This is a genomic window from Streptomyces puniciscabiei, assembly GCF_006715785.1.
GTDB lineage: Bacteria > Actinomycetota > Actinomycetes > Streptomycetales > Streptomycetaceae > Streptomyces > Streptomyces puniciscabiei.
Genome location: NZ_VFNX01000001.1, coordinates 4043174 through 4059645 on the forward strand (window position 1 = coordinate 4043174; position 16472 = coordinate 4059645).

Genomic DNA, 16472 nt, shown 5'->3' on the forward strand with positions numbered 1-16472 from the left:
CGGCCAACGGGGGTTTCGCTCGCCCGCGCTTGCGGGGTGCCGCTGCGCCCACCCGTGCCGCCCCCAGCGGCACGACTGCGCGCAGCGGCGGCGGCACTAGGAAGCCGACGGCACTGCAGCGCCCCCGAAGGGGCGCGGGGAACTGCGCGACCAGCCACGACGGGCCCGCAGTCGGCCATGTGCCGTCAGTGCAACGGCGCTTCGCCTCCCACGGACCCGCAGTCGCCCACGCCCCTCAAGCGGAACGGCGCTTCGAACCGGCCGCCTCTTACCGCAGCACGCTCGACAGCAGCTTCGCCGCCTTGCGGACCTTCGGGCGGGCCACCTTCTGCACGACCGGGCGGATGACGCGGGCCGTGACTCCCACCGGCATCCAGCGGAGCTGCAGGCGGCCGGGGTTGCGGCCCTCCGGTTCGACGGTGAGCTCGTGCGGGGTCGCGCCGGAGCGGTACTCGATGCGGGCGGTGAGGGTGGGGAAGTCCGGAGGGGCCAGCAGGAGACCGGAGTTGGCCAGGCCCTGCTGCTGAAGGCGGACCAGGGGGTGCCGTACGCCCGCGAAGCCCTGCAGGGGCAGCGGGGCCTCGGTGAGGTCGAGGTGGACCGTGCCCTCGAAGACGCCGGGGCTGACCGGGTCCAGGCGGAAGGGCACCGTCATGCGGCGGTTGCCCGGCGACAGGATCAGACCGGCGCGCTGCGGGCCGACGGGGAGACGCAGACCGGGGTCGTACGTGCGGATGGCCAGCGTGAGGGAGGCTCCCCGGCCGGGCGTCAGCTCGACGATCTCGTGCCGGAAGAGCGCGCTCGGGAACGGGCGCGTGTCCAACTCCAGGTCGGACACGGCCAGTTCACGGCGTCCGCGGTCGGAGGAGGGCACGCTGTCGCCCCAGTACGGCACTCCCGTCGCGTCGGCCGTGACCTGCCGCGGCGCCACCGGATGCCCGAGCCCGCGTGCCGCGAGCCCGAGCTCGTCCAGCCGGCGTTCCCGCAGCAGCTCCAGCACCACCCGCTCCTGCCGGGGCAGCCGGACGTACGCGCCGTCGGACAGCGTGTCCAGGTAAGGGTTCATGATGTCCGCGAAGGCGGCCAGCCACTCCTCGTCCCGGTAGGGCAGGTCGCCGGCGTACATCCGGAAGTCGTGCTTGAGGAACTTGTAGTCCTTGTCCTCGCGCAGCCCCGCGTGTCCGCTCTCCACCAGGAAGTCGTCGATCAGGCGCTGGACATGGACGCGGTCGCGGACGTTGGTGACCTTGTGCCGCTGGTTGGAGATCGAGGCCGCCGCGGCCGCCGCGTACGGGTCGATGTACCAGATGTACACCGGGTCCGGAATGATCGTGAACGCCTTCGCCAGGCAGTACGACTGCGCCGAGAACAGCTGGTCCTCGTAGTGGATGCCCTCCGGGAAGCGGAGTTCGTGGCGGTCCAGGAAGGAGCGCGCGTACATCTTGCTCGTCGACAGGTGCTCGAACAGCAGGCGGGGGTCCGCGTCGATGCCCTCCACCGTGCGGCGCTCGGCGACGAGGTGCGGCATCCACGTGGTGCGGCGGCCGGTGTCCACCCGGTGCCGGCGCACCGCGCCCATGGTGAAGTCCACCTCGCGCTCGCGGTGCGCGGCGAGCAGCAGCTCGACCGCCCGCGGCGTCAGTTCGTCGTCGCTGTCGAGGAACATCAGATACGGCGCCCGGGCGATGTCGATGGCCCGGTTGCGCGGGGCGCTGCAGCCGCCGCTGTTCTCCGGCAGGCGGAGGTAGCGGACGCGGTCGTCCTGCGCCTCCAGCCGGCGTGCCACCTCGGGCGTGTTGTCCGTCGAGTGGTCGTCGCTGATGATGATCTCGATGTTCGCGTGCGTCTGGGCGCGCAGCGAGGCGACCGCCCGGGGCAGGCGGGCGGCGTCGTTGTAGACGATGACCGTCACCGTCACGTCGGGGGTGGTCATGCCGAGGCCTCCTCGGGGGTCGGGGCGGGGGTGCGTTCCTCGAGCGGGATCACCGGTGGCAGGGACTCCTCCGGCTCGCCCAGGAACACCCGTCGTACGACCCGTTCGGCGGCGCGGCCGTCGTCGTACTCGCAGAACCGGCGCCGGAAGGCGGCCCGTGCCTTGGCCGCGCTCTCGTCACGCCAGGCGCCGGAGACGAAGATCTCCGTCAGCTCCTCCTGGGTGCGGGCGACCTGGCCGGGGTGGTCGGTCATGAGGTCGAAGTAGACGCCCCGGGTGGTCCGGTAGGTCTCCCAGTCGTCGGCGTAGACGACGATCGGGCGGTCGAGGTTGGCGTAGTCGAACATGATCGACGAGTAGTCCGTGACCAGCGCGTCGGCGGCCAGGCACAGCTCCTCGACGGGGTCGTAGGAGGAGACGTCGATGATCCGGCCGGAGCGGCGCAGGCCGGTCAGCGGGGAGGCGGCGCCGCCGTAGAAGTAGTGGGCGCGCACCAGGAGCACGGTGTCCTCGCCGAGGCGGTCGGCGAGGGCCGCGAGGTCCAGGCGCGGGGTGAAGCCGGCCTCGTAGTCGCGGTGCGTGGGCGCGTACAGGACGGCCGTCTTGCCGGGCGGGATGCCGAGGCGCTCGCGGGCGGCGCGGACGTCGGCGGCCGTGGCCGAGTAGAAGACGTCGTTGCGCGGGTAGCCGTAGTCCAGCGAGGTGTAGCGGGCCGGGTAGGCGCGCTCCCACATGCGGGTGGAGTGGCTGTTGGCGCTGACGCTGTAGTCCCACTTGTCGATGCGGGCCAGCAGGGCGTCGAAGTCCAGGCCCTTGGCGGCGGCCGGGTGCTCCATCTGGTCCAGGCCCATGCGCTTGAGCGGGGTGCCGTGGTGGGTCTGGAGGTGGATCGCGTCGGGGCGCTTGACCACCGCGTTGGGGAAGTTGACGTTGTTGACGAGGTACTTGGCGGTGGCCAGGGTCTCCCAGTAACGGCGGGTGCCGGGGATCACATGGTCGGTGCCGGGCGGCAGCAGGGCCTCGTTGCTCTTCGACACCACCCACACCGGGTGGATGTGCGGGGCGAGTTCGCGGAGCTTGGCGGCGATCGCGGCCGGGTTGCAGGCCACTCCGCGCTCCCAGTAGGCGGCGAACACGGCCAGGTTCGGGTCGACCGGGCGGGTCAGGGCGCGGCGGTACTGCTGGTCGCGGAGCTTGGCGCCGACCTGCTTCTTCCGGGTCCGTACGGCCTTCTTGGCGGCGCGGCGGGTGCGGTTGGCGGCCTGGAACGCACGGTACTTGGTGTACGCGCCCTCCTCCAGCAGGGCGTGCCGTACGCCCTCCACGCCCGCCGGGTGCTCGTGGTTCTCGGGGCGCCAGCGGACCGCGGCCAGGGAGGCGCGGCGGAAGAACTCGCGGGCCACCGCGTCGGGCAGGTTCTCCCCGGCGAAGGTGCGCACGAGGTCGCGCATCATCAGGTCGTACAGCACCACGCGGGCGGCGCGGCGGTCCTTGGCGAGCGCGAGCACCGACTCGTAGCGCTCGATCAGGTCGAACCGGTCCTCGGGGGCGAGCGGCGGCAGGCTCTCGGGGCGCAGTTCGCGGCTTTCGTACGCCGCCTGGTTCAGGCAGGCGACACGGTCGGCGAGCAGCAGGGCGGCGTGGGCGGCCTGCGGTTCGTCGTCGGTGGTGAGGCGCTCCTCGTGGGCCCGCCAGAAGTCGGCGCGCAGGACCCGGTTGCCGAGCAGCGGGGTGAGGCGCAGCAGGTCGGCGGCCTCGTCCAGGGGCAGGCTCGCGCGGCCGACGGCGGCGAGGAGCCGGCCGTCGCGGGAGGGCGTGCCGGCGGTCTGCCAGGTGGTGGTGACGTGGTCGACGAGCAGAATATCCGCGCCCGTTACGCCATCGGGGTCAGTGGCGTCCAGCTCTGCGGTCCGCTCGGCGATCAGCCGCGCGGCGCCGGCCGGCAGGCTGTCCTTGGCGTGGACGAAGTGCAGCCAGCGGCCGGTGGCGCGGGCGGCGCCGGCGGCCCGGGCCGCCGCGTCACCGGTGCCGTCCGGCAGCGGTACGACGACCGTCTCGGGGGCGTGCCCTTCGGCGGCCTCCCGTGCCCAGTCACCGACCGCCGCGACGATCACCTCGGCGTCGGACAGCGGGTGGGCCTCCAGAGAGTCCAGCAACTCTGTCAGATGCCCCTGTGCGTTCGGTCCGTAGACGATGACGCTGAGTTGGGGCATCGCAGTGGACTCCTTCGGGTCGTGGATTTTGGCCCCCTTCATAACATACTGTCACTAAGCGGATGAAAGGGATAACCGCTGTCGGAGTAAGAGACGCCCAGGAGGGAAGGGGAAGTTCCGTTACCTGGGGTTTCTCTTCCGACAACTTTTACGCCGCCTTCTTACCAGCGGCCTTCTTGTCGCTCTTGTCACCGGTGAAGGCCTCGTACTCCTTCATGACGTCCTCCGTCGGCCCGTCCATGCGCAGTTCGCCGCGCTCCAGCCAGATCGTCCGCTCGCAGGTGTCGCGGATCGACTTGTTGTTGTGGCTGACCAGGAAGACGGTACCCGCTGTCGCGCGCAGCTCGCGGATCCGTTCCTCGGAGCGCATCTGGAACCTGCGGTCACCGGTGGCCAGGGCCTCGTCGATCAGCAGCACGTCGTGGTCCTTGGCGGCGGCGATGGAGAAGCGGAGCCGGGCGGCCATACCGGAGGAGTACGTGCGCATCGGAAGGGTGATGAAGTCGCCCTTCTCGTTGATGCCGGAGAAGTCGACGATGTCCTGGTAGCGCTCCTTGACCTGCTCCCGGGACATGCCCATGGCGAGCCCGCCGAGGTAGACGTTGCGTTCGCCCGTGAGGTCGTTCATCAGGGCCGCGTTGACGCCGAGCAGGGAGGGCTGGCCGTGGGTGTAGATGTGGCCGTTCTCCACCGGCAGCAGGCCGGCGACGGCCTTGAGCAGCGTGGACTTGCCGGAGCCGTTGGTGCCGATCAGGCCGATCGCCTCACCCTTGTAGGCGACGAAGGACACGTTCTTCACCGCGTGCACCCGGCGCACACCGGCCGCCTTCTCCGCCTGCTTGCGGCGCAGGATGCGGTTGAGGGCGGCGGTGGCGGAGCCGCGGCCGGAACCGGTGCCGTTGACGCGGTAGACGATGTCGACGCCGTCGCAGACGACGGTGGGGATCCTCTCCGCCTTGGACAGACGCTCGAGCCTCTCCCGCATCATGCGCTCGTCGGGAGTCTCCTCGGCGGTCCCGTCGGGGTTCGCGGGGTTCGCGGAGCGCTCGGGGTTCTTGGGGTTCTCGGGGTTCCCGGGAGTCTGCTCAGCCACGGCCGTACCTCTCCTCAGCCTTCCAGAAGTAGATGAAGCCGCCGACGCCGGCGACCAGCGCCCAGCCGATCGCCGTCGGCCACACGTGCGGGGGCAGCTGCTTGGCGTGGAAGCTCTTGATCAGGGCGAAGCGCATGAGGTCGATGTAGACCGCGGCCGGGTTGGTCTCGAGCAGGACCGTGACGACGTGCGGCAGGTGGTCCTTCTTGGTGAGCGAGTGGATGCTCCACATCACGCCGGACACGTACATCCAGGTGCGCAGGACGAACGGCATCAGCTGGGCGATGTCCGGGGTCTTGGCGCCCATCCGCGCCATGATCATCGCCATGCCGGCGTTGAACACGAACTGCAGGATCAGCGCGGGGAGCACCAGCAGCCAGGAGACGGAGATCGGCACGCCCAGACTGAGCAGGATGACGACCAGCGCGGCCATCGAGAACAGCAGCTGCTGCAGCTGCTGGATGCAGAAGGAGATCGGCAGGGCGGCGCGCGGGAAGTGCAGGGCGCGGACCAGGCCCAGGTTGCCGGAGATCGCCCGGGTGCCGACCTGGATCGAGCTCTGCGTGAACGTCCAGACGAACACGCCGGTGACCAGGAACGGGATGTAGTCCGGGACGCCCTTCTTGGTGCCCAGCAGCACGCCGAAGATGAAGTAGTAGACCGCCGCGTTCAGCAGCGGGGTCATGACCTGCCAGATCTGGCCGAGCTTCGCCTCGCTGTACTGGGCGGTGAGCTTGGCGGTGGCGAAGGCGGTGATGAAGTGGCGCCGGGCCCACAGCTGGCGGACGTACTCCGGCAGGGAGGGGCGGGCGCCGCTGACCGTCAGGCCGTGCCGGGCGGCCAGTGCCGCGAGGTCGTCGTCGGCCGGGGCCTGGGTGGGGGGCGGTGTGTCGAGGACCTGGCTCACATCCGCTGCTTTCGCTCGGGGGGAGGGGGTGCCGCGGCCCGGCCGGCTGCCGGGGCGCACGGTCACCGGTCCGACGTTTCCTTACGTTTCTCTTCACGTTCTCTTACGTCGGGACGGGACCGTATCGTCGCAACGGCGAGCGTAGAACCAATCGACGTCGGAACGCAACCGTATCGTCGTCACGGCCTATGCTGTGCGTCATGACGACGAACGCCGACGACCCGACGACGCGTCCGCGCCGGACCCCCGCCGGGGCCGCCGTACTCCGGGAGGATGTGACCGAGGCCATCCGGGCCGCGGTCTTCGAGGAGCTCGCGGCCGTGGGATACGCGCGGATGTCCATCGAGGGCATCGCGCGGCGGGCCGGGGTGGGCAAGACCGCGGTGTACCGGCGCTGGCGTTCGAAACTGCATCTCGTCCTGGACGTGGTGTCGGCGATGGCGGTGCTGGGCCTGCCGGTACCGGACACGGGCTCCCTGGAGGGCGACCTCCGCCTCCTCTACGAGGTCACCTCCCGCGCCCTGCGCCATCCGGTCGCCTCGCAGATCATCCCCGACCTCCAGGCCGAGGCGGCCCGCAATCCCGACATCGCCGACGCCTTCCAGAAGGCCCTGCGGGACGGACAGGAGGGCGTGGCCAGCAAGATCGTGGCGGCGGCGGAGGAGCGGGGTGAGGTGCGCGCGGGTGTCGACCCCGACCTCGCCCTCGACCTGATCTCCGGCCCGCTGTACTGGCGCGCGGTGGTCATCCGCTCCCCCAAGCTCCCCAAGGGCTACCTGAACAACCTGGCCCGGGCCACGGCGGGGGCGCTCAAGGCGCTGTGACGGCGGGGTGAGCCGGACGGGGCGGGGTGCCGCGGCTGGGTGACGGGGCGTTTCGGTCGCCCGTGCCGACGGGGTGCGGGGCGCCGCGGCCGGTGGCGCCGGCGCGGTTTGCCCGCCCGCGCCGGCGCAACCGGCCGCCGCCCCCGCACATCTCGCCGCCGTGTCCGGGGCGGGGGAAGCGGGCGGAGAAGGCGCCCTCGGGGCCGAACTCGAAGGGCGCCCCGAGCGCGTCGCCGACGGCGGAGCCGAGCACGGCTCCGGCCGCGCGTTCGAGGATCCCGGGACCGCTCATCCCGCGGAGCCTACGACCGCGCCGCCTCCGGGTGGTGGTGTACCCAGCCCTCCCAGGCCGAGGTGATCATGTCCTGGACGTCGTACTTGGCCTGCCAGCCCAGCTCGGTGGCGATGCGCGCGGCGGAGGCGACGACGCGTGCGGGGTCGCCGGGGCGGCGCGCGGTGACGGTCGGGGCGCGGTCGTAGCCGGTGACCGCGTTGATGCGGTCGATCATCTCGCGCACCGACACACCCTCGCCGCGGCCGATGTTGAGGGTCAGGTCGGTGCCGGGGGAGGAGGCCAGGGCGCGGGCGACGGTGACGTGGGCCTCGGCCAGGTCGACCACATGGATGTAGTCACGCACGCAGGTGCCGTCCGGCGTCGGGTAGTCGTCGCCGAAGATGCGCGGCGCCGCGCCCTCGGTGAGCTTCTCGAAGACCATGGGGACGAGATTGAACACGCCGGTGTCGGCGTATTCGGGGGCGGCCGCGCCCGCCACGTTGAAGTAGCGCAGGGACGCCGTGGACATGCCGGTCGCCCGGCCCGTGGCGCGCACCAGCCACTCGCCGGCCAGCTTGGTCTCCCCGTAGGGGGACATCGGCCGGCAGGGGGTCTCCTCGGTCACCAGGTCGACGTCCGGCATGCCGTAGACGGCGGCCGAGGAGGAGAAGACGAAGGCCCCGATCTCCGCCCGCGTCACCGCCTCCAGAAGGACCCGCAGGCCCTCGACGTTCTCCCGGTAGTAGTGCAGCGGGCGCTCCACCGACTCGCCCACCTGCTTCTTCGCCGCCAGATGCACGACCCCGCTGATCTCGTGCTCGGCGAGCGTGCGGGCGACAAGCTCCGCGTCCAGGACCGAGCCCCGCACCAGCGGGACCTCCGTCGGCACGCGCTCGGCGACGCCCGTGGTCAGGTCGTCGTAGACGACCGTGCGCTCACCCGCCTCGGTCATCGCCCGTACGACGTGTGCCCCGATGTATCCGGCACCGCCGGTGATCAGCCAGGTCATTGCGGCCGTCTCCTCGTCAGTTGGCCCGTTCAGCCGCTCGGTGGAGCAGTGGGCGTCTCTCAGTGAATCAGTGGGTGTCCCGCCGGGTCAGCGGGTGTCCCGGTGAAGGGGCGGGTGTCCCGTGTGAACCGGCGGGTGTCTCAGTGAAGCAGGCGCCGGAGCCGGTTGCGCGCCACCTGCACCACCCCGCCCACCCCGGTCGCCACGCGTACGGCCAGTGCGCCGGAGTGCGTGGCGTACGGCTGCACCAGGAGCACGCCGTGCCGGATGCTCGGGACGGCGCGCCGGCGCAGCCGGCCGGCGCCCGCAAGGGCGTGCGCCGTCACCTCCCGCTCCGCGCCGTCGGCGAAGCGCACGGTCAGCCGCAGGTCCCAGGTACCGGCGCCGAGCCCGGCCAGATCGACGGGCAGCTCGGCCGTCCAGCTCACCGCGCCGGTCTCCCCTTCGGTCTCCGCGCCGGAGGGCGTGAGCGGGACCGTCGTACGCCCCCGCCTCTGCTCTTCATCGTCCCGGCAACTCCACTCCACGTCGGCCTCCCGCGGGCCCGCCTCGGCCACCCTGCCGTACAGCTCGTGCAGCCGCAGATGGAGCAGCGAGGCACGCGCGCGTGGCCGCAGTTCCGCGTCGACCGTCACCGGGAGCAGAGCGGTGGGGCGGGTCAGGAACGGTGTGAGGGTGACCTGGGGGAGGTCGGCGGCCCAGACGGGGACACCGTCGGGGGTGCTGGCGTAGGGCGGCAGCAGGCGCGCCGGGCGGGCGGCCAGCTCGCGCAGCCGGGGCAGGTCGCGGGGTTCGGGCGACTCCATGACGACCCGCGCCAGCAGCCGGCCCGGGGCGCCCGGGTTCAGCTCCCAGTCGGCGGCGTCGTAGCCCGCGAGGTACTCCCGGGTGTGCGCCCACCACGCGCTCCGGTACTGCGCGTCGCGCAACCCCAGCTCGCGGGCGTACATGCGCACCTCGTGGTCGAGGAACTTGGCCCGGGCCGCCCGCGCCAGCTCCTTCTGCCCGGCGCCGAGCAGGATCTCGTACGCCAGCGCGCACGCCTCCACGCGCGCCTTCCAGTTGTCGATGTGCTCCCGGGCCAGCGAGAGCGACAGCTGCTCGGCGGCACGGCGCACATGCCACACGTACACGCGGTCCGGTACGAGCGCGATGCGGGGGCCGGCGGCCAGTATGCGCGAGGTGAAGACGATGTCCTCATAGAGGAAGCGGCCCTCGGGGAAGCGGATGCCGTGCTCACGCAGGAAGTCGGTGCGGTACAGCTTGTTGACGCACAGCGTGTCGTGGACCAGGCGCGGGCGCTGGGAGGGGCGCGCGAGGACGGTGTGCGCCGTGTAGAGGGGCGCCTGCCAGGGTTGTTCGCGCCCCGAGGGCAGCTCCCGGCGGACGCACAGCCCGCTCGCGACCTCGGCGCGCGCCTCGGTGGCCGCCGTCAGCAGCGCGTCCACCGCACCGGGCGGCAGCACGTCGTCGCTGTCCAGGAACATCACGTACGGCGTGGTCACCGCGTCGATCCCGGCGTTGCGCGGGCTGCCGCAGCCGCCGCTGTTCTCGCCCCGGTGCACCACCCGTAGTCTGGGCTCGTCGGCGGCCAGCCGGTCGAGCAGTTCGGCGCTGCCGTCCGTGGAGCAGTCGTCCACGGCGACGACCTCGGCGACCGCCGGTCCCTGCGCGAGCGCCGAACGCACGGCGTCACCCACATGGGTAAGGTCGTTGTAGCCGATGACGACGACACCGACCTGCGCCGGACGCGGCGAATCGGCGGTACCTGCTGTATCGGGTGTGTCAGTCGAGTCTGATCGCATCGGGTCCACAGGTCGGGAGCGTAGAAATGTTCGGTAATACCCTGTTAAGAGAGACTTAGAGCCCGGTCCGGAAGACGGCCGGAATCGGGTCGAGGTTCCCTTGTTTGCAGGGTCTTTTCCTTCGAATGTGTCGAACGCCACAACCGGAAGAGCGACAGCGCGGACGCGCCCGCCAGGATCCCGTTGCGGGCCAGCATCAGCAGACAGCCGGTCCAGGTGCCGTCGACCACCTCGCCGTAGTTCATCGGGAACACCAGGGCGCTCAGCGCCGCCGCCGCCACGACCAGCGCCGCCACCGGCCGCTGGCTGGTGTGCCGCGAGGTCAGGCACACCGCCGCGAGACCGAGCAGCCAGATCATGTACTGCGGGCTGATCACCCGGCTGGTGACCGTGAACAGCAGCACCGCGCACAGCGCCGCGTCGAACGGCGTGGCCTCGCTCCACCGCCGCGCCCGCGCCCGCCACAGCACCAGCAGCGCGAACGCGGCCGCCGTCAGCGCGAGGGAGACGGTGGCGACGGCCTGCACATGCGGGCCGACCAGCTCGGTGGCGCCGTACCGGTAGCGCGCGCGGCCCGGCCAGCCGGCGTGCCGCGCCAGGTTCAGTGCCGTACCGCCGAGCGACTCGATCTGCACGCCCCGCCCGCCCTGCTCCCGCAGAAAGGCCAGGGGGTGGTCGAACAGCGCGGCGAGCGCGCCGAAGGCGACGGCTCCGGCGGCCGCCGCCCACCCCCACGCCCGGCGCGTATCCCGCCCCCGGGGCGTGCCCAGAAGCATCAGCGCCGGCCATACCTTCACCAGTGCGCCCAGCGCTCCCCAGACCCCGGCCGCGCGCGGGGAGCGGCCCACGGCCAGCAGCGAGAGCACGGCCAGGGCGGTGACCTGGACGTCGTACCGGGCGAGCGGGAGGTGCAGCAGCAGCGGCAGGCCGGCCGTCCACAGGACCGCGCCGAGCGGGCTGCGCCCGGGAAGCCTGCCCGCGCGGGTCAGCGCCGCCGTGACCAGCGCGTCCACGGCCAGCGTGAGCACCACGAACGCCTGGAAGTACGTCAGCCACGGCAGCAGGCGCGGCGCCAGCAGCACCACGCCGGCGCCCGGCGGGTACTGCCACAGCGTGTCGTGCGCCGGGAACGAGCCGTGTGCGAGGACGCCGTACCAGTCGCCGTACAGCCACCACACCTCACGCGCCACCGTGCCCCCGCCCAGCAGCGGGGCACTGTCGTGGGTGAGCAGCCACAGCATCAGCGCGCGGGTGGCCAGCCAGAGGGCGGTGACGCCGGGGACCGGACCGGAGTTGACACGGAGACGGTTCATCGCATGGGAGCCTAAGCGGGGCGGATGGTCCATTCATGCCGATACGCCGTCATGACTGTAAAAAGGTTGGCTAATCGCAAAAGATCGGGCGGGCCGTGGTGAACGTCGGGCTTCCTGTGGAACGGCAGTCGCGCAGGGCGGCTGCGACGGCAGCCGGCGCGCCGGCCGGCGGGGCGGGGCGCGTGCCGCGCGGTCGACGGGCCCGGATCCACCGCCTGCTCGCCGTGGGGATGCCCGCGCTCGTGATGCTCGTGGTCGGGCTCTGGGGGCTCGACCGGGGCGGCATGTGGCGCGACGAGGCCGTCAGCTTCCAGGTCGGGCGGCGCACGGTGCCGCAGATCTGGCTGCTGCTGCACGACGTGGACGCCGTGCACGGCCTGTACTACCTCCTCGTGCACACCGTCCTCGCCGTCCATCCCGGCGAGGTCGTGCTGCGGCTGCCGTCGGTGTGCGCGGCGGCGGGGACGGCCGCGCTGGTGGCGGCGCTCGGCACCCGGCTGTCCCGGCCGCGCGTCGGGCTGTGGGCCGGGCTGCTGTACGCCGTCGCGCCGATGGCCGGCCACTATGCGCAGGAGGGCCGCTCGTACGCCCTGGTCGCCGCCGGGGCCGCCTTGGCGACACTGCTGCTCGTCCGGGCCGTGCGCTGCGGTTCCGCGCGTTCCTGGGCGGCGTACGGGGCCGTCCTCGGCCTCACCTGCTGGCTGCACGAGTTCGCGGTGCTGCTGCTGTGCGCCCACGCGGGAGCGCTGGCGTCGGCCCGGGTCGGGGGGAGGGTGTGGCGCCGGTGGGCGTGCGCGGCGGGCGGGGTCGTGGTGTCGCTGGTGCCGATGGCCGTGGTGTCGCGGGGGCAGGCGGCGCAGGTGGCATGGCTGCGGAGGCCCACGGTGGTGACGGCGGAAGGGCTGGTGCGGGGGTTTCTCGGGCCCTCGGGCGGGGTGTACGCGGTGTGTCTGGGCCTTGCGCTGGCCGGGTCGGCCGGGCTGGTGGGGCGGCGGGGGGAAATCACCCTCGCGGGGGTGGCGTTGCCGTTGACCGTGGTGCCGCCCGCGGTGCTGATGCTGGCCTCCCAGGTCTCGCCGCTGTACGTCGACCGGTACGTGCTGTACGCGCTGAGCGGGGCGCCGTTGCTGGTGGCGGCGGGGGCCGAGCGGGTGGCCGGGGTGGTGGGGCGGCTGCGGCTGAGCGGCCGGCCGGGAAGGTGCTCTCCGCCGCAGCCGGGGAACGACCGCTCACCGGGGCCGAACGCCGCACGCGAGGACGGGCGGCCGAAAAGGTGCCCTTCGCCGCCGCCCCGCGCGCTGTCGCGATCCCCCCTCGTCGCCCTCGCCGGCGTCTTCGCCGTCGCCCTCGCGTTCCTGCATCAGCTCCCCCTCCTCCGGGCGGACCGGAACCCCGGGGCCCGGCCCGATGATCTCGGTGCTGTTTCGCGGGTCGTGGCGCGGGAGTTGGGGCCCGGCGACGCCGTGGTGTTCCTGCCGGCACACGCACGGAACGTGGCTCTGACCTACCCGGGGGCGTTCCGGGGCGCGCGGGATGTGGCCTTGGGGGAGGGGGCCGCCGGGTCGGGGACGCTGTACGGGCGGGAGGCCGGGGCCCGGGAGGTACGGCGGCGGATGGCGCGGCTGGACCGGGTGTGGGTCGTGGCGGACCCGGATCTGCTCGCCGGGCGCTGGATCCCCCGCAACCACACCGAGCGGGCCAAACTCGCCGTGCTGCGGCGGTACTTCACCGGGCGGGAAGAGGTGCTGCGGGGCGGCATGGCCGTACGGCTGTACGTCCGCAAGCCCGTGAAGCCCCTGCCCGCGAAGCCCCTGCCCGCGCCGGCTAGTTCTCCTCGCGCCCCGCTGTCACGGCCGCCGCGTCCAGCGCGGTCGTGAGCCGGTCGAGGCGTTCGCGCAGCTCGGTGATCTCCTCCAGGCCGAAGCCGGTCGCCCGGGCGATGCGGCGCGGCACCTCCAGGGCCCGCTCGCGCAGCCCCGCGCCCTCCTCGGTGAGCCGGACCCATACCGAGCGCTCGTCCTCGGCGCTGCGCTCCCGGCGCACCAGACCGGCCCCTTCCAGCCGCTTGACCAGCGGGGACAGCGTGCCGGAGTCGAGCCGCAGATGTTCGCCGAGCGCTTTGACGGGCAGGTCGCCCTGCTCCCACAGCACCAGCATCACCAGGTACTGGGGGTAGGTGAGCCCGAGGTCCTTCAGGATCACGCGGTAGACGCCGTTGAAGGCGCGGGACGCGGCGTGCAGGGAGAAGCAGATCTGGCGGTCCAGGCGGAGCCAGTCGGCGGCGGTGGGCGAGGCGGTCATGACTCCAGGATAGCTCTTGCGAGCCATTTAGTTGTGCACAACTTAATTGTGTGCTCTACTTGTGGTCACATCGAACCCCGCACCCGAGAGGGAATGGTCATCATGGACGCGCTCTACACCGCAGTCGCCACCGCCACCCACGGCCGGGACGGCCGTGCCGTCTCCTCCGACGGCAGGATCGACCTCAAGCTGGCCCCGCCGGTGGAGCTGGGCGGCAACGGCGAGGGCACCAACCCCGAGCAGCTCTTCGCCGCCGGTTACGCCGCCTGCTTCGGCAGCGCCCTCGGCCTCGTCGGCCGGCAGGCCAAGGTCGACGTCAGCGACGCCGCCGTGACCGCCGAGGTCGGCATCGGCAAGCAGGGTGAGGGCTTCGGGCTGAAGGTGACGCTGCGCGTCGAGCTGCCCGACACCGTGGACACGGAGACCGGCCGCAAGCTGGTCGAGACCGCCCACCAGGTCTGCCCCTACTCCAACGCGACCCGCGGCAACATCGAGGTCGACCTCGTCATCGAGTAGGCCCCGGAGATCCGTCCTCCAGGGTGCCGGTCCGGGCCGGCACCCTAGAGGCGTGCGCCCTACGCCGACGCCAGCGCGCCCGGGCCCACCGCCTGGCCCGGGATCCGGGCCGCGCCGGGGCCGGTCATCGGCTCGCCCAGCAGCAGCGTCCGTACGACGCGCTCGGCGGCCCGGCCGTCGTCGAACTCGCAGAACCGCTCCCTGAACCGGGCCCGCAGCCGCGCCGACTCCTCGTCCCGCCAGGACCCCGAGGCGAACAGCCGGGCCAGCTCGCGGTAGGAGCGCGCGACATGGCCCGGCGGTTCGGCGGTGATGTCGAAGTAGGCGCCCCGGCTCGCGGTGTACGCGGGCCAGTCGTCGGCGTGCACCACGATCGGCCGGTCCAGGTTGGCGTAGTCGAACATCACGGCCGAGTAGTCGGTGACCAGCACGTCGGCCGCGAGCAGGACGTCCTCCACGCGCGGCTCGTCGGTCGCGTCGACCAGGATCCCGCGCCGGTCCAGCTCGGTCAGGCCCATGCCCCGCGCGGGACCGGTCGCCAGTGACGGGTGCAGCCGGACCACCAGGGTGAGCCCCGCGCCCACGCACTCGCTCAGGTCCGCCGCGAAGCGGTCCAGGTCGATCCGGTCCACGTGCCCGCTGCGGCGGTAGTCCCGGCGGGTCGGGGCGTACAGCACCACCGTGTCCGTCTCCGGGATGCCGTACCGCCGACGGAAGTCGCTCTCGGCGCCGTTCACCAGCACGTCGTTGCGCGGGCTGCCGGTGCGCAGCGAGGTGAAGTGGCAGGGGTAGGCGCGCTCCCAGACCAGCTCCGAGTGGCGGTTGGCGACCAGGCTGTAGTCCCAGCGGTCGGCCCGGCGCAGCATCTGCGGCACGTCGAAGCCGAGCCGGGCGCCCGGCTTGTCCAGCAGATCCGCGCCCATGTACTTCAGCGGGGTGCCCTGGTGGGTCTGGATGTGCACGCTGCCGGGCCGCTTGGCGAGCGTGCCGGGCCAGTTGACGTCGTTCACGAAGAACGTGGCCCGCGCCGCGACCTCCAGATAGCGCCGGGAACCCACGATCACGTGCTCCACCCCGGGCGGCAGCCGGTCGGCGCTCTCCTCGTCCTTCACCACCCACACCCCGCGCAGCTGCGGGGCGATCTCCCGGGCCTTGGCGTACACGGCGGCCGGGTCGCCGAGCACGCCCCGGTGCGAGGACGCCGAGTAGACGACCAGGTGCGGGTCCAGCGGACGGAGCGTGTGCACGGCCGCCCAGCCGGCGCGGGCCCGGGCGGTGGCCGCGCCGCCTGCCAGAGCGGCCAGCCGTGCCGCCTCCTGCCCGGCCCGCGCCGCCTGCCGCCTGATCCGGTACGCCGTCCAGGAGCCCTCCAGCAGCCTGGTCTCGCCGTCGGCCGGGGCACCCTGCGCCGGCCGGTGGCGCCGCGACATCTCACGCGTACGCCGGAAGAACTCGGCCTTGTCGGCGGGCGGCAGCCGGTCGGGCTTGGCCAGGATGTCCAGGCAGTGCTCGCCCATCTTGCGGTGCAGGTACGGCCGCCAGTGCGCGAGCTCCGGACGCTGCTCGACGAACGCGAAGACCCGCTCGTACTGGTCGTGGATGTCGAAGTGCTTCCGGCTGGTCGTGGACAGGATGCTGCCCTGCCGGCGCTGCCGGTAGTTCAGGCAGATCCGGTCCAGCGTGGCGATCCGCCGTGCGCTGAGCATGACCGGGAAGGTCCAGGGCGTGTCCTCGTAGTAGCCGGGCGGGAACTCGAAGCCCTCCGCCTTCACGAACGCCCGCCGGTAGACCTTGTTCCACACCACCATCAGCAGGTCGAGGATCTGCGGGTACTCGTCCGCGGTGAAGGTGCCCGGGCCGGCCTCGGCGAGCACCTCGGCCAGGGCGTTGCGCCGGGTGCCGCCCCACCAGTAGGTGCGCGCGTAGTCGAAGACCAGCACGTCCGGGTCCCCGGCCTCGGCCAGCCGGTCGGCGATCGCCCGCAGCGCGCCCGGGGTGAGGGTGTCGTCGCTGTCCAGGAAGAACAGGTAGTCGCCGGTGGCGTGCGGCAGCCCGGCGTTGCGCGCCCGGCCGAGGCCCACGTTCTCCGGCAGGTGCAGCACCTTCACGCGCGGGTCGCGCTCGGCGTACTCGTCGAGGATGGCGCCGCAGCCGTCGGGGGAGCGGTCGTCCACGGCGATCAGCTCGAAGTCGTTGAAGGACTGCAGCAGCACCGAGTCCAGGCACTCGCGCAGAAAGCCCTGCACCTTGAAGCAGGGCACGATCAGACTGAAGCGGGGCACGG

12 protein-coding genes and 1 pseudogene are annotated in these 16472 nt (G+C 72.4%); 3 read left to right on the forward strand and 10 right to left on the reverse strand.

The genetic code is table 11. The features are described from left to right. Positions 1–268 precede the first annotated feature (268 nt). From FB563_RS18680 to FB563_RS18695, 4 genes are all read right to left on the reverse strand, one after another. On the reverse strand, positions 269–1933 hold the full coding sequence (locus tag FB563_RS18680) for a glycosyltransferase family 2 protein (RefSeq protein ID WP_055709599.1): 1665 nt from the start codon (positions 1931–1933) through the stop codon (positions 269–271). After that, the gene (locus FB563_RS18685; protein ID WP_055709598.1) at positions 1930–4146 is read right to left on the reverse strand and encodes a CDP-glycerol glycerophosphotransferase family protein; all 2217 of its coding nucleotides are present in this window, start codon (positions 4144–4146) and stop codon (positions 1930–1932) included. Before FB563_RS18685 ends, FB563_RS18680 begins: the two co-directional genes overlap by 4 nt. A 148-nt stretch (positions 4147–4294) precedes the next feature. Then, a complete protein-coding gene (locus FB563_RS18690) occupies positions 4295–5131 on the reverse strand; it encodes an ABC transporter ATP-binding protein (protein ID WP_055709600.1) in 837 nt (278 codons plus the stop codon). Positions 5132–5231: 100 nt separating this feature from the next. After that, a complete protein-coding gene (locus tag FB563_RS18695) occupies positions 5232–6146 on the reverse strand; it encodes an ABC transporter permease (RefSeq protein ID WP_142218802.1) in 915 nt (304 codons plus the stop codon). A 200-nt stretch (positions 6147–6346) separates the two neighbouring features. Here FB563_RS18695 and FB563_RS18700 point away from each other — a divergent pair, with 200 nt between their 5' ends. Further along, positions 6347–6970 carry a TetR/AcrR family transcriptional regulator gene (locus FB563_RS18700; protein WP_055710127.1) on the forward strand — a complete coding sequence of 208 codons (624 nt, stop codon included), beginning with the start codon at positions 6347–6349 and terminating at the stop codon, positions 6968–6970. A 133-nt stretch (positions 6971–7103) separates the two neighbouring features. Here the strand turns inward: FB563_RS18700 and FB563_RS18705 are convergent. The 4 genes and pseudogenes from FB563_RS18705 to FB563_RS18720 form a co-directional block, all read right to left on the reverse strand. Further along, positions 7104–7262: pseudogene (locus tag FB563_RS18705) on the reverse strand (ADP-ribosylglycohydrolase family protein); the annotation flags it as partial. A gap of 10 nt (positions 7263–7272) precedes the next feature. Beyond that, positions 7273–8253 (reverse strand): UDP-glucose 4-epimerase GalE, encoded by a 981-nt coding sequence (gene galE, locus FB563_RS18710; RefSeq protein WP_055710126.1) that lies wholly within the window; start codon positions 8251–8253, stop codon positions 7273–7275. 140 nt (positions 8254–8393) lie between these two features. Further along, positions 8394–10058, reverse strand: a complete 1665-nt coding sequence (locus FB563_RS18715) for a glycosyltransferase family 2 protein (RefSeq protein ID WP_055710128.1) — start codon at positions 10056–10058, stop codon at positions 8394–8396. Between the two features lie 44 nt (positions 10059–10102). Beyond that, positions 10103–11371, reverse strand: a complete 1269-nt coding sequence (locus tag FB563_RS18720; RefSeq protein WP_142218803.1) for a glycosyltransferase family 87 protein — start codon at positions 11369–11371, stop codon at positions 10103–10105. Positions 11372–11616: 245 nt separating this feature from the next. Between FB563_RS18720 and FB563_RS18725 the strand changes: the two genes are divergently transcribed. Beyond that, entirely contained in the window at positions 11617–13248 is a 1632-nt protein-coding gene (locus tag FB563_RS18725; RefSeq protein WP_208766323.1) for a glycosyltransferase family 39 protein, read from the forward strand. Here FB563_RS18725 and FB563_RS18730 read toward each other — a convergent pair. Next, entirely contained in the window at positions 13196–13672 is a 477-nt protein-coding gene (locus FB563_RS18730) for a MarR family winged helix-turn-helix transcriptional regulator (RefSeq protein WP_055707221.1), read from the reverse strand. The genes FB563_RS18725 and FB563_RS18730 overlap by 53 nt on opposite strands. A gap of 102 nt (positions 13673–13774) precedes the next feature. On the opposite strand from FB563_RS18730, the gene FB563_RS18735 reads away from it, so the two are divergent. After that, on the forward strand, positions 13775–14188 hold the full coding sequence (locus FB563_RS18735) for an organic hydroperoxide resistance protein (protein ID WP_055707222.1): 414 nt from the start codon (positions 13775–13777) through the stop codon (positions 14186–14188). 59 nt (positions 14189–14247) lie between these two features. On the opposite strand, the gene FB563_RS18740 is transcribed toward FB563_RS18735, so the two are convergent. Then, complete coding sequence (locus tag FB563_RS18740) at positions 14248–16470, reverse strand: bifunctional glycosyltransferase/CDP-glycerol:glycerophosphate glycerophosphotransferase (protein ID WP_055707220.1); 2223 nt, start codon at positions 16468–16470, stop codon at positions 14248–14250. Between the last annotated feature and the right edge of the window lie 2 nt (positions 16471–16472).